At 48.7% G+C, this 22,405-nt stretch carries 14 protein-coding genes; 6 read left to right on the plus strand and 8 right to left on the minus strand.

The features are described 5' to 3' along the window. Window positions 1-322: 322 nt before the first annotated feature. The gene (locus ACMXI2_RS16310; protein WP_483777153.1) at window positions 323-2,554 is read left to right on the plus strand and encodes an FUSC family protein; all 2,232 of its coding nucleotides are present in this window, start codon (window positions 323-325) and stop codon (window positions 2,552-2,554) included. Window positions 2,555-2,789: 235 nt separating this feature from the next. On the opposite strand, the gene bshC is transcribed toward ACMXI2_RS16310, so the two are convergent. Continuing rightward, window positions 2,790-4,373, minus strand: coding sequence for a bacillithiol biosynthesis cysteine-adding enzyme BshC (gene bshC / locus ACMXI2_RS16315; RefSeq protein ID WP_483777154.1), 1,584 nt, complete (start codon window positions 4,371-4,373; stop codon window positions 2,790-2,792). 218 nt (window positions 4,374-4,591) lie between these two features. Here bshC and ACMXI2_RS16320 point away from each other — a divergent pair, with 218 nt between their 5' ends. Then, on the plus strand, window positions 4,592-5,593 hold the full coding sequence (locus ACMXI2_RS16320; protein ID WP_483777155.1) for a glycosyltransferase family 4 protein: 1,002 nt from the start codon (window positions 4,592-4,594) through the stop codon (window positions 5,591-5,593). 9 nt (window positions 5,594-5,602) lie between these two features. On the opposite strand, the gene ACMXI2_RS16325 is transcribed toward ACMXI2_RS16320, so the two are convergent. Genes ACMXI2_RS16325 through ACMXI2_RS16335 form a run of 3 tightly spaced genes read right to left on the minus strand, consistent with a single transcriptional unit; the run spans window position 5,603 to window position 9,817 of the window. Next, a complete protein-coding gene (locus tag ACMXI2_RS16325; RefSeq protein ID WP_483777156.1) occupies window positions 5,603-7,072 on the minus strand; it encodes a glycoside hydrolase family 130 protein in 1,470 nt (489 codons plus the stop codon). A gap of 14 nt (window positions 7,073-7,086) precedes the next feature. After that, complete coding sequence (locus ACMXI2_RS16330) at window positions 7,087-8,358, minus strand: glucose-1-phosphate adenylyltransferase (RefSeq protein WP_483777157.1); 1,272 nt, start codon at window positions 8,356-8,358, stop codon at window positions 7,087-7,089. A gap of 43 nt (window positions 8,359-8,401) precedes the next feature. Beyond that, window positions 8,402-9,817, minus strand: coding sequence for a glycogen synthase (locus ACMXI2_RS16335; RefSeq protein ID WP_483777158.1), 1,416 nt, complete (start codon window positions 9,815-9,817; stop codon window positions 8,402-8,404). Window positions 9,818-9,994: 177 nt separating this feature from the next. Between ACMXI2_RS16335 and ACMXI2_RS16340 the strand changes: the two genes are divergently transcribed. Both ACMXI2_RS16340 and ACMXI2_RS16345 read left to right on the plus strand, forming a co-directional pair. Continuing rightward, entirely contained in the window at window positions 9,995-10,888 is an 894-nt protein-coding gene (locus ACMXI2_RS16340; RefSeq protein WP_483777159.1) for a DUF72 domain-containing protein, read from the plus strand. Window positions 10,889-10,974: 86 nt separating this feature from the next. After that, window positions 10,975-13,899 (plus strand): FAD-binding and (Fe-S)-binding domain-containing protein, encoded by a 2,925-nt coding sequence (locus ACMXI2_RS16345; protein ID WP_483777160.1) that lies wholly within the window; start codon window positions 10,975-10,977, stop codon window positions 13,897-13,899. A 38-nt stretch (window positions 13,900-13,937) separates the two neighbouring features. On the opposite strand, the gene ACMXI2_RS16350 is transcribed toward ACMXI2_RS16345, so the two are convergent. From ACMXI2_RS16350 to ACMXI2_RS16365, 4 genes are read right to left on the minus strand one after another with little or no spacing between them, the layout of a single operon-like run. Further along, entirely contained in the window at window positions 13,938-14,690 is a 753-nt protein-coding gene (locus ACMXI2_RS16350; protein WP_483777161.1) for a class I SAM-dependent methyltransferase, read from the minus strand. Window positions 14,691-14,706: 16 nt separating this feature from the next. Further along, window positions 14,707-17,880, minus strand: a complete 3,174-nt coding sequence (locus ACMXI2_RS16355; protein ID WP_483777162.1) for an efflux RND transporter permease subunit — start codon at window positions 17,878-17,880, stop codon at window positions 14,707-14,709. A gap of 21 nt (window positions 17,881-17,901) precedes the next feature. Next, on the minus strand, window positions 17,902-19,038 hold the full coding sequence (locus ACMXI2_RS16360) for an efflux RND transporter periplasmic adaptor subunit (protein WP_483777163.1): 1,137 nt from the start codon (window positions 19,036-19,038) through the stop codon (window positions 17,902-17,904). Between the two features lie 36 nt (window positions 19,039-19,074). Then, a complete protein-coding gene (locus ACMXI2_RS16365; RefSeq protein ID WP_483777164.1) occupies window positions 19,075-20,421 on the minus strand; it encodes a TolC family protein in 1,347 nt (448 codons plus the stop codon). 175 nt (window positions 20,422-20,596) lie between these two features. On the opposite strand from ACMXI2_RS16365, the gene ACMXI2_RS16370 reads away from it, so the two are divergent. Both ACMXI2_RS16370 and ACMXI2_RS16375 read left to right on the plus strand, forming a co-directional pair. Further along, the gene (locus tag ACMXI2_RS16370) at window positions 20,597-21,301 is read left to right on the plus strand and encodes a TMEM175 family protein (RefSeq protein WP_483777165.1); all 705 of its coding nucleotides are present in this window, start codon (window positions 20,597-20,599) and stop codon (window positions 21,299-21,301) included. A 10-nt stretch (window positions 21,302-21,311) separates the two neighbouring features. Further along, window positions 21,312-22,352 (plus strand): hypothetical protein, encoded by a 1,041-nt coding sequence (locus tag ACMXI2_RS16375; RefSeq protein ID WP_483777166.1) that lies wholly within the window; start codon window positions 21,312-21,314, stop codon window positions 22,350-22,352. The last annotated feature ends 53 nt before the right edge of the window (window positions 22,353-22,405 follow it).

Raw genomic sequence — 22,405 nt, forward strand, 5'->3', positions numbered from 1 at the left:
AGTAATTATTTATACACAATTACCGGTCATTTGCCTCTGTCCGCAGCACGCAACTAAAGTCTAAAAGACTGGTTATAAATATAGTAAAAAGAACAATTAGAATTTAATTCGCTGTTAGAAAATTACGCGGATTTTGCCTTTCTCCGGATTACGCTGATTAAACTGATTAATATGATGATATTTTCTGAATCAGGTATTAAATTAAAGTCAAAATTAATATATTCATCTGCAGAAAATAAAAAAACTGTAATCCGTTTAATCAGCGTAATCCGGAGAAAGACAAAATCCGCGTATCTTTGCGCCAGCAAAAACCCATTTACGCTTGCGTACAGAACAGCAGATCAATAACATAAAAAATTTCCTTTACAGTTATCATTTCAGCAACGGTATGCGTACCACCATCAGTGTGGTAGTGCCTTCACTGGTGTGCGCGTACTTCGGTATGCTGGACCTGGGCATCGCTATGTCGATGGGCGCCCTGTGTACGGCCCTCAGCGACGTACCCGGCACCATTGTACATAAGCGGAACGGCCTGATCATCAGTACCGTACTGATCTTTTTTTCTGCGCTGGGCACGGGTCTGCTGATCCCTTATGTAATCCCGATGGCCATCTGGATAGCGGTGTGTTGTTTTATGTTTGCCATGCTGCTGGTGTATGGTAACCGCGGCGGTAACATTGGTACCGGCTGCCTGCTGGTAGTAGTGTCTATCCTCGGGGAAACCCAGCTCACCCCGAAGCTCACGCTCCTGCATTCCTCTATGGTGCTGCTGGGCAGCATCTGGTACGCGGTGCTGGCGCTCATCCTCTGGCAGATCCGCCCCTACCTTAACGTACAGCAGGCGCTGGGCGACTGTATCCTGCAAACCGCCCGCTACCTCGAAGTAAGGGCCAACTTCTATACCCCCGGCATAAATGTAAGCGAGAACTATAAAGCCGTGCTGGCACAGCAGGTGATCGTCAACGAAAAACAGGAAAATGTACGCGAACTGCTGCTGAAAAGAAGATCCGCCCAACAAGGTACCACCAGTCTCAATAAAAGCATGGTACTCATTTTCCTGGATATGGTAGACCTCCAGGAACAGATCATGGCCTCTCAAACCGACTATAACGCCCTGCAGGCCGATTTTAAAGACCTGGCAATCCTGGAAAAATTCCATGCCCTCATCCTTGAATTCACCCAGGAGCTGAAAAATATAGGAATGGCCGTGGCAGCAGGTCAGCGCTCCCTGCCAAAAGCCAACCTGAAGTTTGAGATGGAAAAGGTAAAACAGGCCATTGCCGACATTACCATGAAACTGCCTACCCTCAAAGAAAGAACCCGCACCATCCCGCTGAGCAACATCCTGCAAAACCTGCAGGACATGGCTCAGCGCATTTATAACCTGCACCGGCTCACCCGCCTGGAAAGACTGAAAGACGAATCCATAGATCCAAAACTGGAGCTGTCGAAGTTCACTACCCGCCAGAAATATGACTTTGAAACGTTCCGGGATAACCTTACTTTCAAATCACATATCTTCCGGCACGCCATCCGCGTGAGCCTGGCTACCGTATTGGGTTACGGGCTGGGCATCGCACTTCATCTCGACCGGGTATACTGGATCCTGCTAACCATAGTAGTGATCCTGAAACCAGGCTTTGGGCTTACAAAATCACGCAGCATACAGCGTTTAATCGGTACCGTTACCGGCGCCCTGTTTGCCGCCGGCCTGCTTTACCTCACGCATAACGATACGGTGATCTTTATCGTGATGCTGATCTGTATCCTGGGTGCCTACAGCTTTATGAGCTTCCAATATACCCTCAGCGTATTTTTTGTAACGCCGTTTATCATCTTCCTGCTGCACTTCCTCCATCCTTCAGACCTGTATAATGTAGCGCAGCGGGTACTGGATACCTTTATCGGCGGAGGCATCGCCTTCTTTGCCAACATGCTGCTGTGGCCTACCTGGGAGCATAACTTCCTCCCGGATTACATGAAAAAGATGATGGAAGCCAACCGGAAATATTTTGAACTGGTAATGCGCGCCTATTCCGATGAAAAGGTAGCCGTTACAGATTTCAAACTGGCCAGGAAAGATACTTACGTGGCCGCAGCCAATATGATGTCGGCCTTTCAACGCATGCTGTCGGAGCCAAAAAGCAAACAAAAAAACGCTTCCGAGGTGTATCATTTCGTGGTGCTGAATCATACGCTCACCTCGCACACCGCCACCCTGGCGGCTTACAGCATGCATCACGGCGTGCAGTTTCCCCGCCCGGAATACCGCGAAATTACGGATTATCTCCTCCATTATATGGACCAGCTCACCCTGTTCACTGATCCGGCCACCAGCAGCAGCGCCCAGCCTTCTCCGCAGGTACGCGCCTTTGAACGGCTGGACGCCCACCTGGAAAGCCTGGTACATCTGCGTCAGCAGGAAATCAATGAAGGCAAAGGCCCTACGCCTACCCGTGATGAAATGCTGGAAACCAAGCAGGTGCACGACCAGCTCGTAGCGATCCTGTCGCTCGTAAAAGATATGAGTAAAGCATTAGCGCAGAGTGCGTAGGAGATCGCCTTTGGCGATGAAATTGTGTTGGAGCAGGATTACGCTGATTATACTGATTACGCCGATTTGATTATGTTTTGATTTTTTATCATTAATAATAATTAAGGGAGATAGAAGCGGATATTCGCTCTTATCTCCCTTAATCCTTTATAAAATCAAAAAAAGTAAAAATCCAGCTAATCAGTATAATCAGCGTAATCCTGCTCCAAGACAATTCCCCCATCGCCGAAGGCGATCACTCCCCTAAAATGGTAAACTGGTCGGTAACAGGCGTTAACGCAGCCAGCACCCTGTCAAAGAAAGCAGGACCTTCCTGGGCATACCAGGGCATGAAGTTCTCTTTACGTTCCTGTAAAGAACCCGCAGGGAATAATTTATTTTTAATCTGACGGATCTGATCTGTTTGCCACGCGAATTTTTTCTTCTCGGCACGCAGGAACTTATGTTCCAGCTTACCAATCGACTTCAACGCTTTCTTTCTTTCAGAGGCCGTGGTAGCAATCAGTGTTACATCAATGCTGCGGGCTTTTTCTTCCAGCGCATCAAACAACTGCTCAATGGCGGCATACTCTTCTTTCAATACCAGCGAAGCATTGGTATGCCGCTTCACATAATCGTTTACAATATCTTCCGTTCCCTTGAAAAGATCGGTGGTAGTGAGTCCCAGCTTATGGATCCGCTGTTGCGAAAGTTCATCAGTAAGCAACAGGGAATTACGCAGCAGCAAAACAGGGAAAGGCACTTTGTAATGTGCAAAAAGCCCTTTCAATTCCAGCCAGTAAGCAATTTCACCGCCACCGCCAATAAATGCAATATTTGGCAGGATGGTTTCCTGGAACATTCCCCGTAAAATAACATTGGGACTGAAATTTTCAGGATGTGTTTCCAATGCTGCTTCCAGGGAAGCGGCGTTGAAAGTCAACGACGTGTGTAATACTTTCCACTGATCACCCTCCTGAACAATACGCTCCCGCGAGCCATCCTGTAAATAAAAAAGATTTATTTCCCGCGGATTGGCCTGTACTTTATAATGTTCGCCCAGCTTCTCCAATGTATCACTTACAATAGCATGCGACGCCTGGTTAAACAGTTCATCCTTTATAACGGGAAGGTATAAACGTTTTAATGCGGCATTGTCCGGCACCAGTACTACCAGTCCGAAGCGGCCGAATAACGCATGTACCAGGTACAGTGTGGCTTCCTGGATATTCGCGTGTTCCAGGTAAGCTTTTTGCAGCAGGTCTGCCAGTTCATCGCTGTGAGCCGCATAACCCAGTCCTTTCTTCACTTCACCAATCAGCGTTTCCAGTCCCTCCGGCTTCATACGCCCTACAGCGCCCTGCTGATCAGTGTTCCAGGTAAGGGTTTTCCCTTCCAGGTAGATGCTGCCCAGTTCTTCGAGGTCGGCATCTTCACTGCCCATATAATAAACCGGTACAAAATTATGTTGCGGGTATTGCTGTTTCAGTTCGTGGCAAAGCTTAATGGTTTGCAGGATCTTATAGGCGAAGTAGAGGTAGCCGGTGAATATGTTAGGCTGATGAGCCGTACATACCGTAAAGGTATTAGGCTGCAGCAGGGCGGTGATGTTGTCCTGTACTGCCTTTACAGGTTCCAGGGCAGTGTATTGCTGTTCCAGTGCGGCTACCAGTGCGATTCTTGGTGTATCAAAATGCTGACGGGCGGCTATCGCGGCGCCAAAATCCGGATGTACAGGAGAATAGGTATAAAATGGTCTGATCTGCGGACGTTCTGCTAAAAAATCTGTTACCAGCTGGTTAAAATAACCAGTTTTCCCATAAGGAATATATTCGGGCATATTGAGTTTCGAATTACAAATTACCAATACAAAACGATGCAGTGCCAACACATCGAAATTTTTGAATGTACGAAGTTAGGTAATTAGTCAATTGGTTGATCAGATTATTGGTTGACCGGTAATCATTCCGGTACACCGGTTTCTTTGGCGCTTGTTTTGACAGCTATGTTGCAAACAACAAACGCCTTACAGCGGTGATGTTGGAAAAACATACCATTATGAAGATTGCAATACTGTCACCGATAGCCTGGCGTACACCTCCAAGGCATTACGGCCCCTGGGAACAAATGGCTTCCAACCTGGCGGAAGGACTGGTAGCCAAAGGAATGGACGTAACCCTTTTTGCCACGGCCGATTCGCTCACTTCCGGCATCCTGGCGGCCATTTGCGCCCAGGGGTATGAAGAAGACCGGGAGGCAGACGCCAAAGTAAACGAGTGTATGCATATCAGTTACCTGATGGAGCAGGCCCGGGATTTTGATATCATCCATAATCACTTCGATTTCCTCCCCCTCACCTATTCCAGGCTGATTAAAACGCCTATGGTAACCACTATTCACGGGTTTTCCTCTCACAAAATATTACCGGTGTACCAGCGGTATAATGATATAGGGAGATATGTGTCTATCAGTAATTCCGACCGCCATGCGTCGCTGAATTACGCAGCCACTGTATATAATGGCATCCGCACAGAAGATTTCGTCTTTGAGCCCGCGCCTGAAAACTACCTCTTATATTATGGCCGGATCCATCCCGACAAAGGTACCCATGATGCAGTGCAGATAGCCCTGCACTCCCGCCGCAAGCTGATTATAGCCGGGATCATACAGGATGAAGCGTATTTTAATGAGAAAATAAAGCCTTATATAGATGATGAACAGATCATTTACATCGGCGCGGTAGGCGGAGAGGAACGCAGCATGCTGCTGGGTGAAGCCAGCGCACTGCTGCATCCCATCTATTTTGAAGAACCTTTTGGCTTAAGTGTGGCGGAAGCGATGCTTTGCGGCACGCCCGTTATCGCTTACAACCGCGGCTCCATGCCGGAGCTGATCAATGACCGCAAAACAGGTTTCCTGGTAAATAATTTACACGAAGCCGCTGCCTGTGTGGAAGATCTTTCGCTGATCAACCGGCAGGATTGCCACCTGCACGCAAAAAATAATTTCAGCGCGGAAACAATGACGGAAAAGTACATCGCAGTATATAACCAATTGTAAAAGGCCGTGCTACACGCCATCTTCCTTGATCTGCGTCAGCAGTTTTTCCAGGTTGACGGTGGCGAAGCCGGAGGCATAATCCGACAGGCCGTAAGGAATGATCAGTTCATCGTTGTGGATAATAGATCCGCAGGAGTATAATACGTTGGGGACGTATCCTTCCCTTTCGTCCTTGTTGGGCATGAGCAGGGGCTCGCGTAAGCGGCCTATTTCCTTTTCAGGGTTTTCCAGGTCCAGCAGGCTGGCGCCGATGCAATAGGTACGCATAGGACCTACGCCGTGCGTGATCACCAGCCAGCCGTCTGGCGTTTCAATGGGCGAGCCGCAGTTGCCTACCTGTACAAATTCCCAGGCATACTTGGGCACATGAAGGATCTGCGGGTTTTCCCATATATTGATTTTATCGGAGTACATAATATACCCGTTGATGCCATCAATGCGGGAGATCATCGCATATTTGCCGTTGATCTTACGGGGGAAAAGCGCCAGGTTCTTATTCTGTGCGCCTTCTCCGTAAAGCGGCATGATCTTGAAATTATAGAAGTCTTTTGTTTGCAGCAGCTTGGGCTGGATCGTAATCCCATCATAGGCTGTGTAAGTGGCATAATAAGTAACGCTCCCGTTTTCGCTGGTATATTTCACAAAGCGGGCGTCTTCAATACCCCTGCTTTCTGCATCTGAATAAGGAAAAATTACGCGGTCGGACAGGTCGGTATCCAGTGAAAAGTTCAGTTCATAATAGGAGTCTGCCAGCCATAGTACCCTTTCCAGCCCTTTTTTAAGGAGATGATCTACCTGGAACCGTTGTTGCATTTCCCGGATCACCTTTTTAAGCGTGAGGTATTCAAACTGGTCCGGCAGGGAGTTTTGTATTTCGCGCATCACAGAATCCGGCAGCCGTATGGATGCTGCATTCTGAAAAAAAGTTTGTTTATGGTACATAGAGTTGCGGATAATTTCCGCTTCATCTACATAATTACCGGGCGCTATCAGGGAGATTTCGTTGTTCTTGTCGATAATACCGGATCTGAAAGCAATGGAAGATACGTGTCCTTCCCCTACTGCGCGGAAGCTCATGATCACGCGCTTTTGTCCTTCTTCCAGCCCGCTCTGATCTACATCTTCCACGAGGGAAGGGTTGAAGAATGCGGCTGATTCGATAGAATATTCGTTGGTGAAATAAGAACCGGTGAGCAATTTACGTTTAAGCGAGAGTCCTTCGTAATCGATCTGCAAACCGGGAAACAGATGTCTCAGCCGGTCTGCATGTCGTTCAAATATCCTCGTAATGTTCCTGTGACGCCGGGAAAATTCTCTTAGTATAGGCATAATCGTTAGATTCACCTCGGAGTCGTTCATCGCTGCTACCAGTTGAATGATAGACTTGGCCCGGGCCTCTCCGTTGAAAAAAAACCTGGCTACTACCCTCTTCAGGTCAGGATAAATTTTTGTACTCTTCCGCTCTATGGACAATCGCATGGTTATCTTGTTTGTTAAATACTGAATCCATCTTCCAGGACCACTCCCTTTTTAACAACAACAATGCCGTCTTTTACCGTATATTTCTCAAAGTCCCCATCAGCTAAGTGTTTTCCGCCATTTATATGTACGCCGTTTCCGATGCGGCAGTTCTTATCGATGATGGCATTACTGATCACGCAGTTCTCTCCTATCCCCATTAACGGACTCCCTTCTGCGCGTGATTTTTCTATTTCATCCAGCGTCTGGTAGTAGTCGCTCCCCATGATATATGCATTGCTGATTTCGCTGCCTTTACCGATGCGGGTACGGATGCCTACCACTACTCTTTCCAGCTTGTCTGCCATAATAATACAACCGTCGGCTATCATTGTTTTCTCCATGTGGCCGGAAATTTTTGTGGGCGGCAACATGCGGGCGCGGGAATAGATGGTTTGGGATTCATCAAAGAGATTAAATAAGGGGATTTCATCGGTGAGACCAATATTGGCTTCAAAGAAAGACTGGATGTTCCCGATATCTGTCCAGTAGCCTTCATATTGATAACTGTAGATCCGGCGTTTGTTTTCGATGGCCTGCGGGATGAGCTGCTTACCAAAATCGGCAGCTTCCGGCTGTGCGTTGAGCATATCGAACAGTACTTCGCGGCTGAAGATATAGATCCCCATGCTGGCCAGATATACGCGGCCTTCTTTCTGCATTTCCTCGCTTACTTCCGACGCCCACGGTGGAAGAACGGCCTGGGATGGTTTTTCTGTAAAAGACACAATAGCGCCGGTTTCATCTTCCTTTAAAATACCAAAATCAGAAGCATCCCTCGCGCTTACGGGAATAGTGGCAATAGATATTTCCGCACCCGTGTCGATATGATGTTTGATCATCTTTTTAAAATCCATCTGGTACAGCTGGTCACCGGATAAGATGAGGATATACTCAAACTCAAAATTCTCCATGTGATGAAGGCATTGCCTTACAGCATCGGCTGTTCCCTGGTACCAGGTGGGGTTATCGGGAGTTTGCTCCGCTGCCAGGATATCTACAAAACCCTTATCAAAATTGCTGAAGTGATAAGTGTTTTTAATATGCTTGTTCAGGGAGGCGGAATTGAACTGCGTTAATACAAAGATGCGGTTCAGTTCTGCATTCAAACAATTGGAGATAGGAATATCCACCAGTCTGTATTTACCTGCCAGGGGCACCGCTGGTTTTGAGCGGCGACGGGTAAGCGGATACAGGCGGGTGCCGGCCCCTCCTCCGAGAATAATGGATATTACATCGTTAGTCATAATGGGAATTGGTTTTAGAAGGTCATCACTCAATTATTCTAAACTATTTCATACTCTTGTACATTTCCAGGTACCGTTGTGCCGAACTGTCCCAGGAATTATCAATGTTCATGCCTCTTAATCGTACTTCGTCCAGGTGTTTGGAATCGCGGTACAATTCGATGGCCCGTTTTACGGAGTAACAAACATCCCAAACGCTGGCCTGGTTAAAGCGGATGCCTACGCCATCCTTGTCTCCAAAGTCAATGACCGTGTCTTTCAGTCCGCCGGTGCTACGTACCACGGGAACAGTTCCATAACGCAATGCGTACATCTGGTTGAGTCCGCAGGGTTCCACCCGGGACGGCATCAGCAGAAAATCGCTGCCGGCATATATCTGATGGGATAATGATTCATCATAACCAATGTGTACATTGAAACCGTAGCTCACTACTGTACGGGTTTGTTGCAATGACCATTCAATATGTGGGTCACCGCTCCCCAGTACGAGGAAATTCACCTCTCCGGCCAATTCATGCAGGGATCTGCCAATTATTTCCGGCAGCAGGTCGGCGCCTTTATCGCCCACCAGGCGGCCAATGAAGGATATCAGCGGCAGGGAGGCATCCAGTCCGAAGCGTTCGCACAGGTGCTGCTTGTTGGTTTGTTTGCCTGCAGTGATGGTATCCTCATCATAATTAAGCGGCAACATCCGGTCGGAGGCCGGGTCCCATACTACATTGTCGATACCATTCAGGATACCCACCATTTTCGCTCTCTCCTGGTTGATGAGTGCTTCCAGGCCATTGGCATTATAATACAGTTCCTCCAGGTATCCCGGCGAAACGGTGGTTACCCGCCAGGCGCACTTGATAGCAGATGCCAATGGATTAATAGCCCCGCCCCAGTCCAGCATACCGGACTTCCACAAATCAAAAGACGGGATGAGGTATAGTTTGTCCCAGCCAAACTGGCCCTGGTACTGTGCATTATGAATGGTGAGCGCTGTGGGTATACTTTTCAGCCGCTCATATTTATACCCGTAGTTCAGCAGGAAAGGAATTAACCCGGTATGATGATCATGGCAATGGATCACGTCCGGCTGGTGCTGCCATTCGTTGATCCAGTCCAGCACGGCAACCTGGAAAGCCAGGAACCGTTCTGTATCATTGGGATAGCCATAAACGCCGGGGGTATCGAGCAAACCGGGGATATCTACCAGGTACAGGTCGAAACCCAGCTCATTGCTCCGTTCCTTTATCACGTTAAAGTGGTACCAGTTGTGTCCCAGCCACATGCCGGCCTGGTGTACCACGTCGAATTCGTGGGTGTGGTAATATTTATTCCTGTAGGCCGGTATCACTACTTTGGCAAAGTTGCCAAGCTGGTGCTGGTATTTGGGCAATGCCCCCACCACATCACCTAGTCCACCTACTTTGGCTACCGGGTAACATTCCGCGCTGATGTGTAAAATCTCCATGCTGGTTAGTTGATAATCCTTATTAAGTTAAACTGGAAAAATAAGAAAACAAAGACTTCCCCGTGATTTTTTATGATTATTATGAATATCCCCGCCGGCGGGGATAGGAGCCGTTACGATAGTTTATATTTGTAACAGCAATTTGTTATGTGTCTCACCTCTAAATGCTGAATGCTCATGGATTTTGGTCGCGTTCCTACTGATATGCTGATGGACATTGATTTTAAGTTGCCCGCAGAACCTGTTTTTAATAAGAAGGTATTGAAGGGCAAACCCGTAAAAAAGCCGCAGGCATGGCTGGGATGCGCCAAATGGGGGCGAAAGGAATGGATCGGGAAAATATACCCCAAAGGTACCAAAGAGGCCAATTTTCTCGGCGAATATGTAAAACACTTCAACAGCATCGAGCTGAATGCCACCCATTACCAGATCTATGGCCCGGAAACCATTTCCAAATGGGACGCCAAAGCGCAGGGAATGGATTTTAAATTCTGCCCCAAAGTACCGCAGGCGATCAGTCATTTCAGCAACCTGGTAAGCTCCGGACCTAAAACCACCGCCTTCCTGGAAGGGGTACTGGCCTTTGGTAAACACCTGGGGCCTATCTTTTTACAATTAAGTGATAAATATGGTCCCGCCAAACGGGAATACCTATACGAATACCTCGCCTCCCTGCCCACCGACCTGCAGTTTTTTGTGGAATTACGGCATAAAGAATGGTTTGAAGATGAAGCCGTGCGGCTGGAATTGTACGAAAAGCTCAACAAACTCAATGTGGGCCTCGTTATTACTGATACTGCCGGCAGAAGGGATGTAGCGCATATGCACCTCACCATCCCAAAAGTGTTCATCCGGTTTGTAGGCAACAGCCTGCACCCAACGGATTATACCCGGATCGACGACTGGGCCAACCGCATCAAATACTGGCTGGACAATGGTTTGAAAGAGGTTTATTTTTTTATGCATATGCACGATGAAGCCACCTCGCCGGAGCTGGCCGTATACCTGGTAGACAAGCTGGAAGCCGTTTGCGGGATAGACGTAAAAAAGCCTCAATTTGTAAAAGAATAGCGCTTTTTTTTACGAATACATTACAAGGGATGAAAAAGACGGACTGAAATATTAATTTCGCCCTCTCAAAACAGGTTTTTACCATGATGCGCGACAAGCTAGAGCAATTAGCCGGGAAACTGGAAGGCACGCTTTATACAGATGATACCATGCGGACACTTTATGCCACCGATGCGTCGGCATACCGTGAAATGCCGCTGGCAGTAGCTATTCCGCAGCATATCGACGATCTCAAAACACTGATCAGTTTTGCGCGTGAAAATAAAACATCCCTCATACCACGTACAGCAGGTACCTCGCTGGCCGGCCAGGTGGTGGGCAACGGGATCATTACCGATGTTTCCCGCACGTTCACCAACATACTGGAATTTAATAAAGAAGAAGGATGGGTACGCGTACAGCCGGGCGTTATCCGCGATGAGCTGAACATGTTCCTCAAACCGCACGGATTTTACTTTGGCCCCGAAACCTCCACCGCTAACCGCGCCATGATAGGCGGTATGGTGGGTAATAACTCCTGCGGCTCCAACTCCGTAGTATACGGCAGCACCCGCGAACACCTGCTGGAAGTAAAAGCCCTCCTCAGCAACGGAGAAGAAGTAACCTTTGGCAGCATGAACGCAGAAAGCTTTCACCAGAAATGCGAAGGTCCCGATACACTGGAAACCCGGATCTATAAACAGATCCGTACCAGTCTCAGTAACTACAGTTACCAGGAAGAAATACGGAAAGAATTCCCGAAAAAAAGCATCCCCCGCCGCAATACCGGCTACGCCGTAGATATGCTGCTGGAAACAAATCCATTCACCGCCGGTACGGAAGACTTTAACTTCTGTAAACTCATCGCCGGTTCTGAAGGTACCCTGGCTTTTCTCACAGAAATAAAACTGCATGTAGACCCGCTTCCTCCAAAGGAAACAGGTTTGCTCTGCATACATTTTAATAATATAGATGAATCCCTGCGGGCCAACATCCTTGTGATGGAATACAAACCCAGCGCCAGTGAACTCATCGACCACTACATCCTGGAATGTACAAAAGATAACATCGAACAAAGCAAGAACCGCTTCTTTGTGCAGGGCGATCCCGGCGCTATCCTGGTAGTGGAGTTTTGCCGCAATTCACGGGAAGAAATCATTGAAATTACCGGGCGGCTGGAAGCCACGCTGCGGGCGGCAGGACTGGGATACCATTTTCCCCTGCTATTCGGCGACGACAGTAAAAAGATCTGGGCGCTGCGAAAAGCGGGTCTGGGTTTGCTCAGCAACCTCCCCGGCGATGAAAAGGCCGTACCCGTGATTGAAGATACCGCTGTTGCCGTGGAAGACCTCCCCGCCTTTATCCGCGACTTCAACAATATACTGGCGCAATACAAATTATACGCCGTGCACTATGCACATGCCGGCAGTGGTGAAATCCACCTCCGTCCTATCATCAACCTGAAAACGGAAGAAGGAAATTTACTGTTCCGTAAAATCGCAGAAGAAATTGCCACCCTCGTAAAAAAATACCACGGCTCCCTCAGCGGGGAACATGGCGACGGCAGGCTCAGAGGCGAGTTTATCAAACAGATGGTGGGCGACAAAAACTATGAACTGCTGCGCCAGATCAAATATACCTGGGATCCTGAAAACATTTTCAACCCCAACAAGATCGTAGACACCCCATCCATGAACACGATGCTGCGCTACGAACCCGGACAAAAAGCACCGGAACTGAAAACCATTTTTCATTTCCCGGATCAAACCATACTGCAACACGCAGAGCAGTGCAACGGCTCCGGCGACTGCCGCAAAACGCAACTCAGCGGCGGTACCATGTGCCCAAGCTATATGGCCACCCGCAATGAAAAAGATACCACCCGCGCCAGGGCCAACATCCTCCGCGAGTTCCTCACCCACAGCACCAAAGAAAACCGCTTCGACCATAAAGAAATCTATGACGTGCTGGATCTTTGCCTGGCCTGTAAAGGCTGCAAGTCCGAATGCCCTTCCAACGTGGATATGGCCAAGCTGAAAATGGAGTTCCTGCAGCATTACCATGATGCCAACGGTGTTCCGCTACGTGCCAATATGATCGGCAACTTCTCCAAACTATCCGGACTGGCTGCTATTGCGCCCGGCATTTATAATGCGATGATCAATAACTCCTTCACCGGTGGCATCATCCGTAAGTTTGCCGGCTTTGCCGCCAAACGCTCCCTGCCCGGCCTGCATAACATTACCTTACGGAAATGGTTCTACGAAAGATGGCCGAAGGAAAAACAGGGCACTGCCGGTAATAGAAAAGTATATCTTTTCTGTGACGAGTTCACCAACTATAACGATACCACCATCGGTATCAAAGCGGTACAACTCCTGCACCGCCTGGGTTACGACGTACAAATGATTGAACACCCGGAAAGCGCCCGCGCCTATATGTCGAAAGGATTACTGCGCAAAGCGCGCGAGTATGCCGACCGGAATGTTCGTATATTCAGTAACGTTATTAACGACAATGTACCTTTGCTCGGCGTAGAACCTTCTGCCATATTGAGTTTTCGCGATGAATACCCCGACCTTGTGAGTGAAGGGCTTCGCGCACAGGCAAAAGCGCTGGCAAAAAATGTATTCCTGATAGATGAATTTATTGCCGCGGAAGCGGACAAGGGACATATCACGGCTCAACAGTTTACCGCCAACAAACAACATATTAAACTGCATGGCCATTGCCAGCAAAAGGCATTATCATCTGCCCTGTACAGCAAAAAAATGCTTTCCCTGCCGCAGAATTATTCCGTTGAAGTAATTCCTTCCGGTTGCTGTGGTATGGCCGGCTCCTTTGGTTACGAAAAAGAACACTACGACCTGAGCATGCAAATTGGTGAAATGGTATTATTCCCGGCAGTGCGCAATGCTGCGCAGGGAACGATTATAGCCGCGCCAGGTACCAGTTGCCGTCACCAGGTGAAGGATGGTACCGGCGTAAAAGCGCTGCACCCGGTGGAGATATTGTACAACAGCCTGGCTTAACGCGGATTTTCCCCATCGCCGAAGGCGATCGCTACGCGTTAAACCCTGCCCACGTAGAGTTTTGTTTCATAGTGGAACTTTACCATCCCCTGCTCCTGGTATTTCCCGAACAGGTCTTCCAGCGCGCGCATCATGGGCGTATGCGACGGGTGGCCCTGTTCCGGGACATAGGAAGAGGAGAGCAATCTTCCTTTAAGCGCAGGGAAATCGAATAGTTGCGCATTCTGAAATACTTTTTCCTGCATGGTACCGGGCTGGAAAAAGCCAGCTAACTGCGACGCCCCAACGTTTCTGTGCTGCATATCTTTATAATCGGTGCCGTATTGGTGCAGGAGTTTTTCGTAGCCTTTTTCAAATGGCAGTTCTGCCTGGCGTACATTCCACATCAGTACTACCTTTGCGTTTTCGCGGCCTATGCGGCGAAATTCTGCGGCGGTAGCCTGCTGGTCGAACCAGTGAAAGGCGGTGCCGGCCACTATCAGGTCCACAGCGGCATCCGGGAGAGTGGTGTGTTCAGCGCTGCCGTTAACGGCAATGAAATTCGGATACCTGTTCAGCAGCTTTTCGGCGGCTTCCCTCATATCTTTGTTGGGTTCCACTGCATATACTTTATTGCCGTTGTCGAGGAATGGCTGGGCGGAAATACCGGTGCCTGCTCCTATGTCTGCCACTATGGTGTGGCGTGTCAGGCCGGTTTCGGCTTCGAGATAAGGAATAACGGCCACAGGATAGTGTGGCCGGTATTTAATATAGTTATCTACGCGGGTGCTGAAGCGTTCTGTATTTTTCATCGTAATGAAGTTAGGGTTATTCTCCTAATCCTTTTGGCTTTTTCTCTTCATTACCGTGTGCTTCGAGGTCGGCCAGTTTCTTTTTACCGTAAGACAGTTTAGTGATGAGCACATACAAAACCGGTACGGTAAAGATTCCCAATAAGGTAGCGGCAAGCATCCCTCCTACTACGGTGAAGCCTATATTAACACGGGAAGCGGCGCCGGCGCCCTGTGCCAGACACAAGGGCAGCACCCCTAAAATGAAGGCGAAGGAAGTCATCAGGATAGGACGCAAACGTAGTTTTACAGCCTCCAGGGTGGCATCCAGCAGCGGCATCCCCCTGTCCACGCGCTCTTTACAGAACTCCACGATCAGGATAGCATTTTTCGCCGCCAAACCAATCAGGGTGATCAAACCGATCTGGGAATATACACTATTGGATTGTTTCGTTAACGACAGCGCCAGGATGGACCCGAACAATGCGATGGGGACAGCGAGCAATACGGAGAACGGAACAGACCAGCTCTCGTACAGGGCCGTGAGCAGCAGGAACACAAACAGGATAGATAACCCAAAGATGAGTACACTACTGTTACCGGCTTCAATTTCCTGCAGGGATACGTTGGCCCATTCGAAGGAAAAGTTTTCCGGCAGCACCTGTGCCGCCACTTCTTTCAGCGCATTGATGGCGTCACCACTACTGTAGCCGGCTTTGCTGTCGCCGTTGATTTCAACAGAGCGGTACAGGTTAAAGTGGTTGATTACCGGGGCGCCGGAAGCTTTTTTGGTGGTGATCAGTGCGCTGAGCGGCACCATCTGCCCGGTAGCATTGCGGACATAATAAGTATTCAGATTATTGATGCTGGTACGGTAGGTAGAATCTGCCTGCAATACCACGCGGAAGCTCCGGCTGAATTTGGTGAAGTCGTTTACATACAACCCTCCGAGGAAAGTTTGCAATGCGTTGAATACATCGCTGACGGCTACGCCGAGTTGCTTACATTTATCGCGGTCCACCTCCACGTTGAATTGCGGGGTATTGGCGCTGAAAAAAGCGTATGCCCTCGCTATTTCCGGCCGCTGGTTGGCGGCCATCAGGAACTGCCCCATTACCTGGAGGAACTGGTTGATGTCAGGATTACTCCGTTGTTCCAGCATAAAGGAAAAACCACCGGTATTACCCAATCCACGGAGCGTGGGTGAAGGAATACAGATGATATTGGCGCCAACGATACGACTGGTCTCCATTTGAATTCTTCCTAATACCGTCCCCATATTATCTCCGTGTTTGTATCGCTCATCCCAGGGCCGGAGGCTCACGAAAAAGGTGCCGGAGTTAGGCTTGGTGGCATTCGCCACGAAGTTGATACCCGTTATACCAAAGAAGTGCAGCACTGCACTGTCTTTGAGCAGGATATCACTGATCTGCGCCACTACTTCCTTTGTTCGCTGGGAAGAGGATGCTTCCGGCAGTTCCAGTGCTATGAACATGGCGCCCATATCTTCCTGGGGTACAAAGGTGGTGGGTGTTTTCTTAAAGAGATAGAATGCAGCCACGAACAGTACCGCCATAATCACCAGTACTGCCGGCGTTTTACGGATACTGAACATCACGCCTTTACCATAACGGTTGGTAAATCTTCCAAACCATTCATTGAATTTGAAGAAGATCTTATTCAGTCCTGTGGATTTCTGGGAAAGGTGCGCGGGCCTTAAAAGGATAGCAGTAAGTGCAGGCGTTAACGTTAGTGCCAGGAATGCCGACAACAACACCGAGAAGGCAATGGTTAAAGCAAACTGCTGGTACAGCCGTCCGCTTACACCGGGAATAAAGGCTACCGGCACAAACACTGCCGCCAGGATGAGGGCGATGGCAATTACCGGTCCCTGCACTTCCGACATGGCTTTAAAAGTGGCCTCCCGCGGCGACATCAGGTTCGCATCAATATGATGCTGCACCGCTTCCACTACCACAATGGCATCATCCACCACAATACCGATGGCCAGTACGAAACCGAACAGGGTGAGGGTATTGATGGAGAATCCCAGCAGCTGGAAAAATATAAAAGTTCCTATCAGTGAAATCGGGATTACCAGGATGGGGATAATGGTTGCCCGCCAGTTCTGCAGGAATACAAATACCACGATCACCACCAGTATCAGGGCTTCCACAAAGGTTTCTATTACTTCTTCGATAGAAATTTTTACGAAAGAGGTAGATTCAAACGGCACCAGCCATTTCACATCTTCCGGAAAGCGTTTTGACATCTCCTCCATTTTGGCCATTACCAGGTCGTTTACATCCAGTGCGTTGGCGCCTGGCGCCAGGTAGATGGCCATACCGCTACCGGTTTTACCATCTGCTTTTGCTTCGATGGCATAGGTAAAGGAGCCGAGGTCTATACGGGCCACATCGCGGAGGCGAACGAGGCTTCCATTCTGGCTGGTGGCCACTACTACGTTGCCAAATTCTTCGGTGGTAGCCAAACGGCCTTTTACGCTTACGGTATATTCAAAAGCCTGTGTGCTGCGCATCGGCGCTGCGCCCACACTACCGGCAGGTACCTGCTGGTTCTGTTCCGTAATGGCCCGGGCAATGTCGCCGGCGGTTAATCCGAGAGCCGCCATTTTATCCGGGTTCAGCCAGATACGCATACTATAATCCTGGGAAAACGCATTTACGTCGCCCACGCCGGCCACACGGGCCAGCTCCGGTTTCAGGTAAATGTTCAGGTAGTTATCGAGGAATTCGCGCGAGTGTTTTCCTTTGGGAGAATTCAGCGCGATTACCATCAACATATCATTAGAACGTTTCTTAACGGTTACCCCTACACGACGTACTTCATCCGGCGTACTTGGCAGCGCCAGGCTCACGCGGTTTTGTACATCCAGGGTAGCGATATCCGGGTTGGTACCCAGTTTAAAGCTCACGGTAATACTCATGGAGCCATCATTTGCACTTACTGATTGTATGTACATGGCGCCGGGTGTACCATTCACCTGGTTTTCTATGGGGGTGGTTACTGTTTCCTCTACCGTTGTGGAGTTGGCTCCTACGTAGTTGGCCCTTACATCTGTTACCGGCGGTGCAATATCCGGCAACTGTGCAATAGGGAGGTTAAACATACAGATGAGCCCTACAATCACAATAATGATAGCAATTACGATCGTAGTATTCTTGCGCTCTATAAATGTTTTTGAGATCATACTGTGATGGTGATTTAGGATTTATTGTTTTGCCCCTGCTCCTGCTCCGGCGATATTCACGGTATCTCCCGGTTTCACCCGCTGGATACCTTCCACCACGATCCTGTCGCCGGCTTTCAGTCCGCTGGTAACCAGCTGCATGGTATCTGTAACCGGGCCTGGAACAATGTCCTGGGCGCCAACTACATTATCTTTTGAAATGGTATACACGCTTGTTTCTGATAAATTCTGGATAATTGCTTTCGCCGGAATAGCCAGCTGTGTGGCGGGAGTGCCGTATTGCATCACAATTACGATACTCATACCTGACTTCAGCATGTTATCCTTGTTTTCAAAAACGAGTCGTACCCTAACGGTACCGGTTTGCGGATCTACAATATTATTGATGGTTAACACTTTGCCGATTTCGCCGTAGCGGGTACCATCGCCAAACTGGATATAGAATTTTTCATCACCGCCTTTACCTTTCTGGATGCGCAGGAATTCCGGCAGGCGGGCCTGTGGAATATCCATATCCGCAAACATGGGGTGTTCATTTACGATAGTGTTGATGAGGGTTTGCCCGGCATTGATTACGTCTCCTACTTTTATCTGGGCGATACCAATTTTACCGGTTACGGGCGCACGCACCACGGCATGGCTTACATCGGTACCAGCCCTTGCCACCGAAGCTTTTGCAGCCGCCACATTAGCCTGTGCGGTTAGCATGGCGGTATAAGCCTGATCTACTGTTTGTTTGGAGATGGCATCGTGGTCCAGGAGGGATTTATATCTTTCGTAGTCGCGTTGCCGTTGTGCCAGGTCGGCTTCTGCCTGTTGCTGGCTGGCGGCTACCTGTCCGTAGGCGGCGGCATAGCGGCTTCTGTCAATATCATACAGGGGTTGGCCCTTCGTTACGTTGCTGCCGTCGGCCACCCGGATGGCTTCCAGGTAACCGGAAACATCCGGCTTCAGCTGCACGATATCGTGGGCCATCAGGGTAGCAGGGAATTTCTCCGACACGGTATACACGGCCGGTACTACTTCTGCGGCTACTACGGTTGGCTTCATCTTCCCCATCATAGCGGCCTGTTGCTGTTGCTTTTTGCTGTTGCCACAGGCTACACAGAGTATCATTCCTGCCACATAAAAGGTCCGCTTGTAATTTATTAGATACATATGAGAAATTAATTGCGAATTACGAATGCTGATACTTTATTTAATTTTGCCCATAGCTTTATCCAAATCTGTTTTGCTGATCAGGGTGTTTAACAGGGCCTGCACATAATCCACCTGCGCCTGTTTCAGTTCACTTTCTGCTGAAATCACATCAAGACTGCTCGCTACCCCCTGTTCAAATTTGAGCACAATACGGTCATAAATACCCTGGGTCAGTCCCATATTTGTTTTCTGGGTCACGAACCGGGACTTGTTATTAAGATATTGTGTATTGGCGTTGGTTACTTCCAGTTTGATCTGCTCCGAGAGGTAGCTGAGGTCGTTCTCTGATTTCTCCAGCGTAATTTTATTCTGCCTGATCTGGTGTAACCTTTCGGTACCGGTAAAAATAGGCCATGCCAGGGTTAGTCCCAATGCGGAGGCGCCGAAACCTGTTTTATACAGATCCCCGAAATCTGTGGAGAAATAGTTCCAGCCGTAGTTCACAAAACCATTTAAAGATGGCAGGTAGGCCATTTTCTTACTTTTCAGGTTCAGTTCATTCAGGGCAATCTGGGTGGTTTGCATCCCGTATTCCACCCGGTCCTGTACCTGGTAATCAACGGTATCTGAAATGAATGATTCCACGTTAAGGTCCTGCACCGTTTGCGTGAGGTCCAGTTTAGCTTCCTGGGGCATGCCCATCTGAAATTTTAATAACTGGGTCGTATACACGAGTAAGCGGATCTGGGTTTCAATATCGGTTACCACATTATTATAGGACACCTGGATCCTGTCTACATCCACTCTTTCCGCCACCCCTACATCGTAGCGGGCTTTGGTATCTTTGAGGGTTTTCTCCAGCTGGTCCATATTGGCTTTGGAGAGGCGGATACTTTCTTCGTTGGCCAGCACTGCATAATAGGCTTTTGTAATGGCCACGCGGATGTCGATCTCTGTTCTTTTATAGGTTCTTTCTGCCAGGCCGCCATATACTTTTGCGGCTTTCAGTCCGAGAAAGTAGTCGCTGTTAAAGATGGTCTGGTTTACCTGCCCGGTTACGGTGGAGGCGTAGCGGGTACCGAATTGCACGGGGATCTTCTGGTCGTAGTTACCATTGGCGATATCCGGGATCAGGGAGGTGGCCAGTTTCAGGTTATCTGTAAAGCTGGCGTTGATATCTGCGTGGGGAAGCAGTTTTCCGGTAGCTTCCCGGATCTGTTCCCGGGAGAAATTGATATCCAGCCGGGCATTTACGACATCGTTCTGATGGGCCAGACCGTACTGTATGCAATTCGCCAGATTAAAAGCAAAGGGTCCCTGTTGCGCCGTATCTGTTTGCCCGTAAGCTCTTGTTATCCCTGAAAGTAAAACAAAGGTGAATAGAAAAAGACGACAATGCATACGTATTACTTTGAAAGTATATGATGATTGATAAATACTTAACAACAAACAGGTAAAAAGGTTCTGTTGAGGAGCCGGCTATTGTACGGTCTCCGGAAAATGAGCAGAATGCCTGATAACTGCCAGCTAAAAGCTATTTTCGTATCTTTCAGAAAAGTTATTGTTAACTATGTCTATGTCTGTCATAAAAGAACCCAAACCGTTTCATCGTGAGTTTGAGCTGGAGCGATTGATGTTTTTCAGTGATGCGGTGTTTGCCATTGCCATTACATTACTGATCATCGGAATAAAGCTGCCTGCCCTTCCAGGGAAAATGCCTGCCAACGGTTATTGGGATTTTTTTGAACCTACCGCTATTGAATTTTTAACGTTCGTGGTAAGTTTTGTCTTTATCGGGAACTTTTGGGTACGGCATCTTCAATTATGCCGGTTTCTCCAAAATTACAATGAAGGATTGATTCATCGTCATCTTTTCTTTTTATTTTTTATTGTGACGTTTCCTTTTTCTACTTCGGCGTTGTTGCATACGAGTGTTCATTTTATGCTGCCTTTCTTTATCTACCTGTGTAACCTGGCGGGTTGCCTGGCGGCTTTGTTCTGGATCAGTTATTATGTATTCCAGAAAAATCCGGACCTGGCCATTGCCGGTCATCATACCGAAAAAGAATTATTATACCAGCGGTTTAAATACGGCTTTCTCACTATGGCAACAGGTTTCACCTGCATTGCCATGACCTATTTCCTGTACCCGGAAAATACAGCGTACCAGCGTATCAGTTATATGTTGATCCCTGCGCTGGCTTTATTTAATTATTTCCGTTTAAAGATAAAGAAACGTAATACGCTCCGCCTGGTACACAAAATGGGGACAAACAACTGAAAAGCAGCCTATGTTAGAACTAGATAAAAAGGAAGCGCAGATAGTGCAACGGGCTATTCAGTCGTGGCAGCAGGACCGCCTCATCAACGATGAGCAGGCCGGCGAGCTGCAGAAAAGCTATAAAGTGGTGAATACAGACTGGCAAACCCTTACGCTCTATATTTTTATTGCGGCCATCTCCTGCGCGCTGATGGCTTTCGGATCGCTGGTGCTGGATGAAAAGTGGATAGAGATTCTCCGGAAGAAGTTTTCGCTGACTGACAGCGTGATTGCCCTGGTATTTGGCGCGCTCACTATTTTTCTTTGTTACGAAGGATGGCGTCGCAATAAACATCAACCACTGTTTTCGTTTAACCGGGAGATTTTCTGGCTGCTGCCTGTTCTTAGTATAGGCGTGAGCGTGGTTTACCTGGGCAAAAGCGTTAACTACCTGGAGGGCAATTATGGCGCCTTCTGGTTGCTGGCTACCGCCTGCTACGGCGTGCTGGGCATTACGCTTCACTCCCGGCTGTTATGGGTTGCCACCCTGCTTTGCCTGATCCCGGCTTATGTAAAGCTCACCTATTTCCTTACCGGCGACGCGGCTTATTTCCTGGGCATGAACCTCCCCTGCCGCATGGCCCTGCTGGGAGTGCTGCTCACGGGAGTGGCCTGGCTCCTCCGTCAGTTCAAAGTGTATGCGCCTATCAAGGATATTACCTGGAGCGGGGGCTGGCTGCTGTTACTTATTTCCGGCTGGTTGATCTCTATTTTTGGTAATTGTGGTACCTGGGACGAATGGCAGCAATTGCGGCAGGTTCACTTATTACAATGGGTGATCATTTACACCATGCTGTGTACCGGTGTATTCCTGCTGGGCCTCCGGTTAAAAGACGACCTGCTGCGTGATCTGGGTGTTGCTTTCCTGCTGCTGGACCTGTATACCCGCTATTTTGAGTATCTCTGGGATTTTACCAATAAGGGACTCTTCTTTGGCATCCTGGCGTTGTCGTTCTGGTGGGTAGGACGGCTCATTGAAAAGAGGATGAAACAGGGAAGCGAACGAAAATAAAAAGGCCTGCGGCGGTATGCTTCTTTCTGAAAAAACAAGCGCCGCAGGCGCTC

It is taken from the genome of Chitinophaga sp. G7 BAM 1005, from assembly GCF_057126945.1.

Excerpts from the sequence above, each read along its gene's own strand:
- ACMXI2_RS16365 (WP_483777164.1), bottom strand. The coding sequence starts at position 20,421 with ATGCATTGTCGTCTTTTTCTATTCACCTTTGTTTTACTTTCAGGGATA.
- ACMXI2_RS16335 (WP_483777158.1), bottom strand. The coding sequence starts at position 9,817 with ATGGAGATTTTACACATCAGCGCGGAATGTTACCCGGTAGCCAAAGTA.
- bshC (WP_483777154.1), bottom strand. The coding sequence starts at position 4,373 with ATGCCCGAATATATTCCTTATGGGAAAACTGGTTATTTTAACCAGCTG.
- ACMXI2_RS16320 (WP_483777155.1), top strand. The coding sequence starts at position 4,592 with ATGAAGATTGCAATACTGTCACCGATAGCCTGGCGTACACCTCCAAGG.
- ACMXI2_RS16325 (WP_483777156.1), bottom strand. The coding sequence starts at position 7,072 with ATGCGATTGTCCATAGAGCGGAAGAGTACAAAAATTTATCCTGACCTG.
- ACMXI2_RS16345 (WP_483777160.1), top strand. The coding sequence starts at position 10,975 with ATGCGCGACAAGCTAGAGCAATTAGCCGGGAAACTGGAAGGCACGCTT.
- ACMXI2_RS16330 (WP_483777157.1), bottom strand. The coding sequence starts at position 8,358 with ATGACTAACGATGTAATATCCATTATTCTCGGAGGAGGGGCCGGCACC.
- ACMXI2_RS16355 (WP_483777162.1), bottom strand. The coding sequence starts at position 17,880 with ATGATCTCAAAAACATTTATAGAGCGCAAGAATACTACGATCGTAATT.
- ACMXI2_RS16375 (WP_483777166.1), top strand. The coding sequence starts at position 21,312 with ATGTTAGAACTAGATAAAAAGGAAGCGCAGATAGTGCAACGGGCTATT.
- ACMXI2_RS16350 (WP_483777161.1), bottom strand. The coding sequence starts at position 14,690 with ATGAAAAATACAGAACGCTTCAGCACCCGCGTAGATAACTATATTAAA.
- ACMXI2_RS16360 (WP_483777163.1), bottom strand. The coding sequence starts at position 19,038 with ATGTATCTAATAAATTACAAGCGGACCTTTTATGTGGCAGGAATGATA.
- ACMXI2_RS16370 (WP_483777165.1), top strand. The coding sequence starts at position 20,597 with ATGTCTGTCATAAAAGAACCCAAACCGTTTCATCGTGAGTTTGAGCTG.
- ACMXI2_RS16340 (WP_483777159.1), top strand. The coding sequence starts at position 9,995 with ATGGATTTTGGTCGCGTTCCTACTGATATGCTGATGGACATTGATTTT.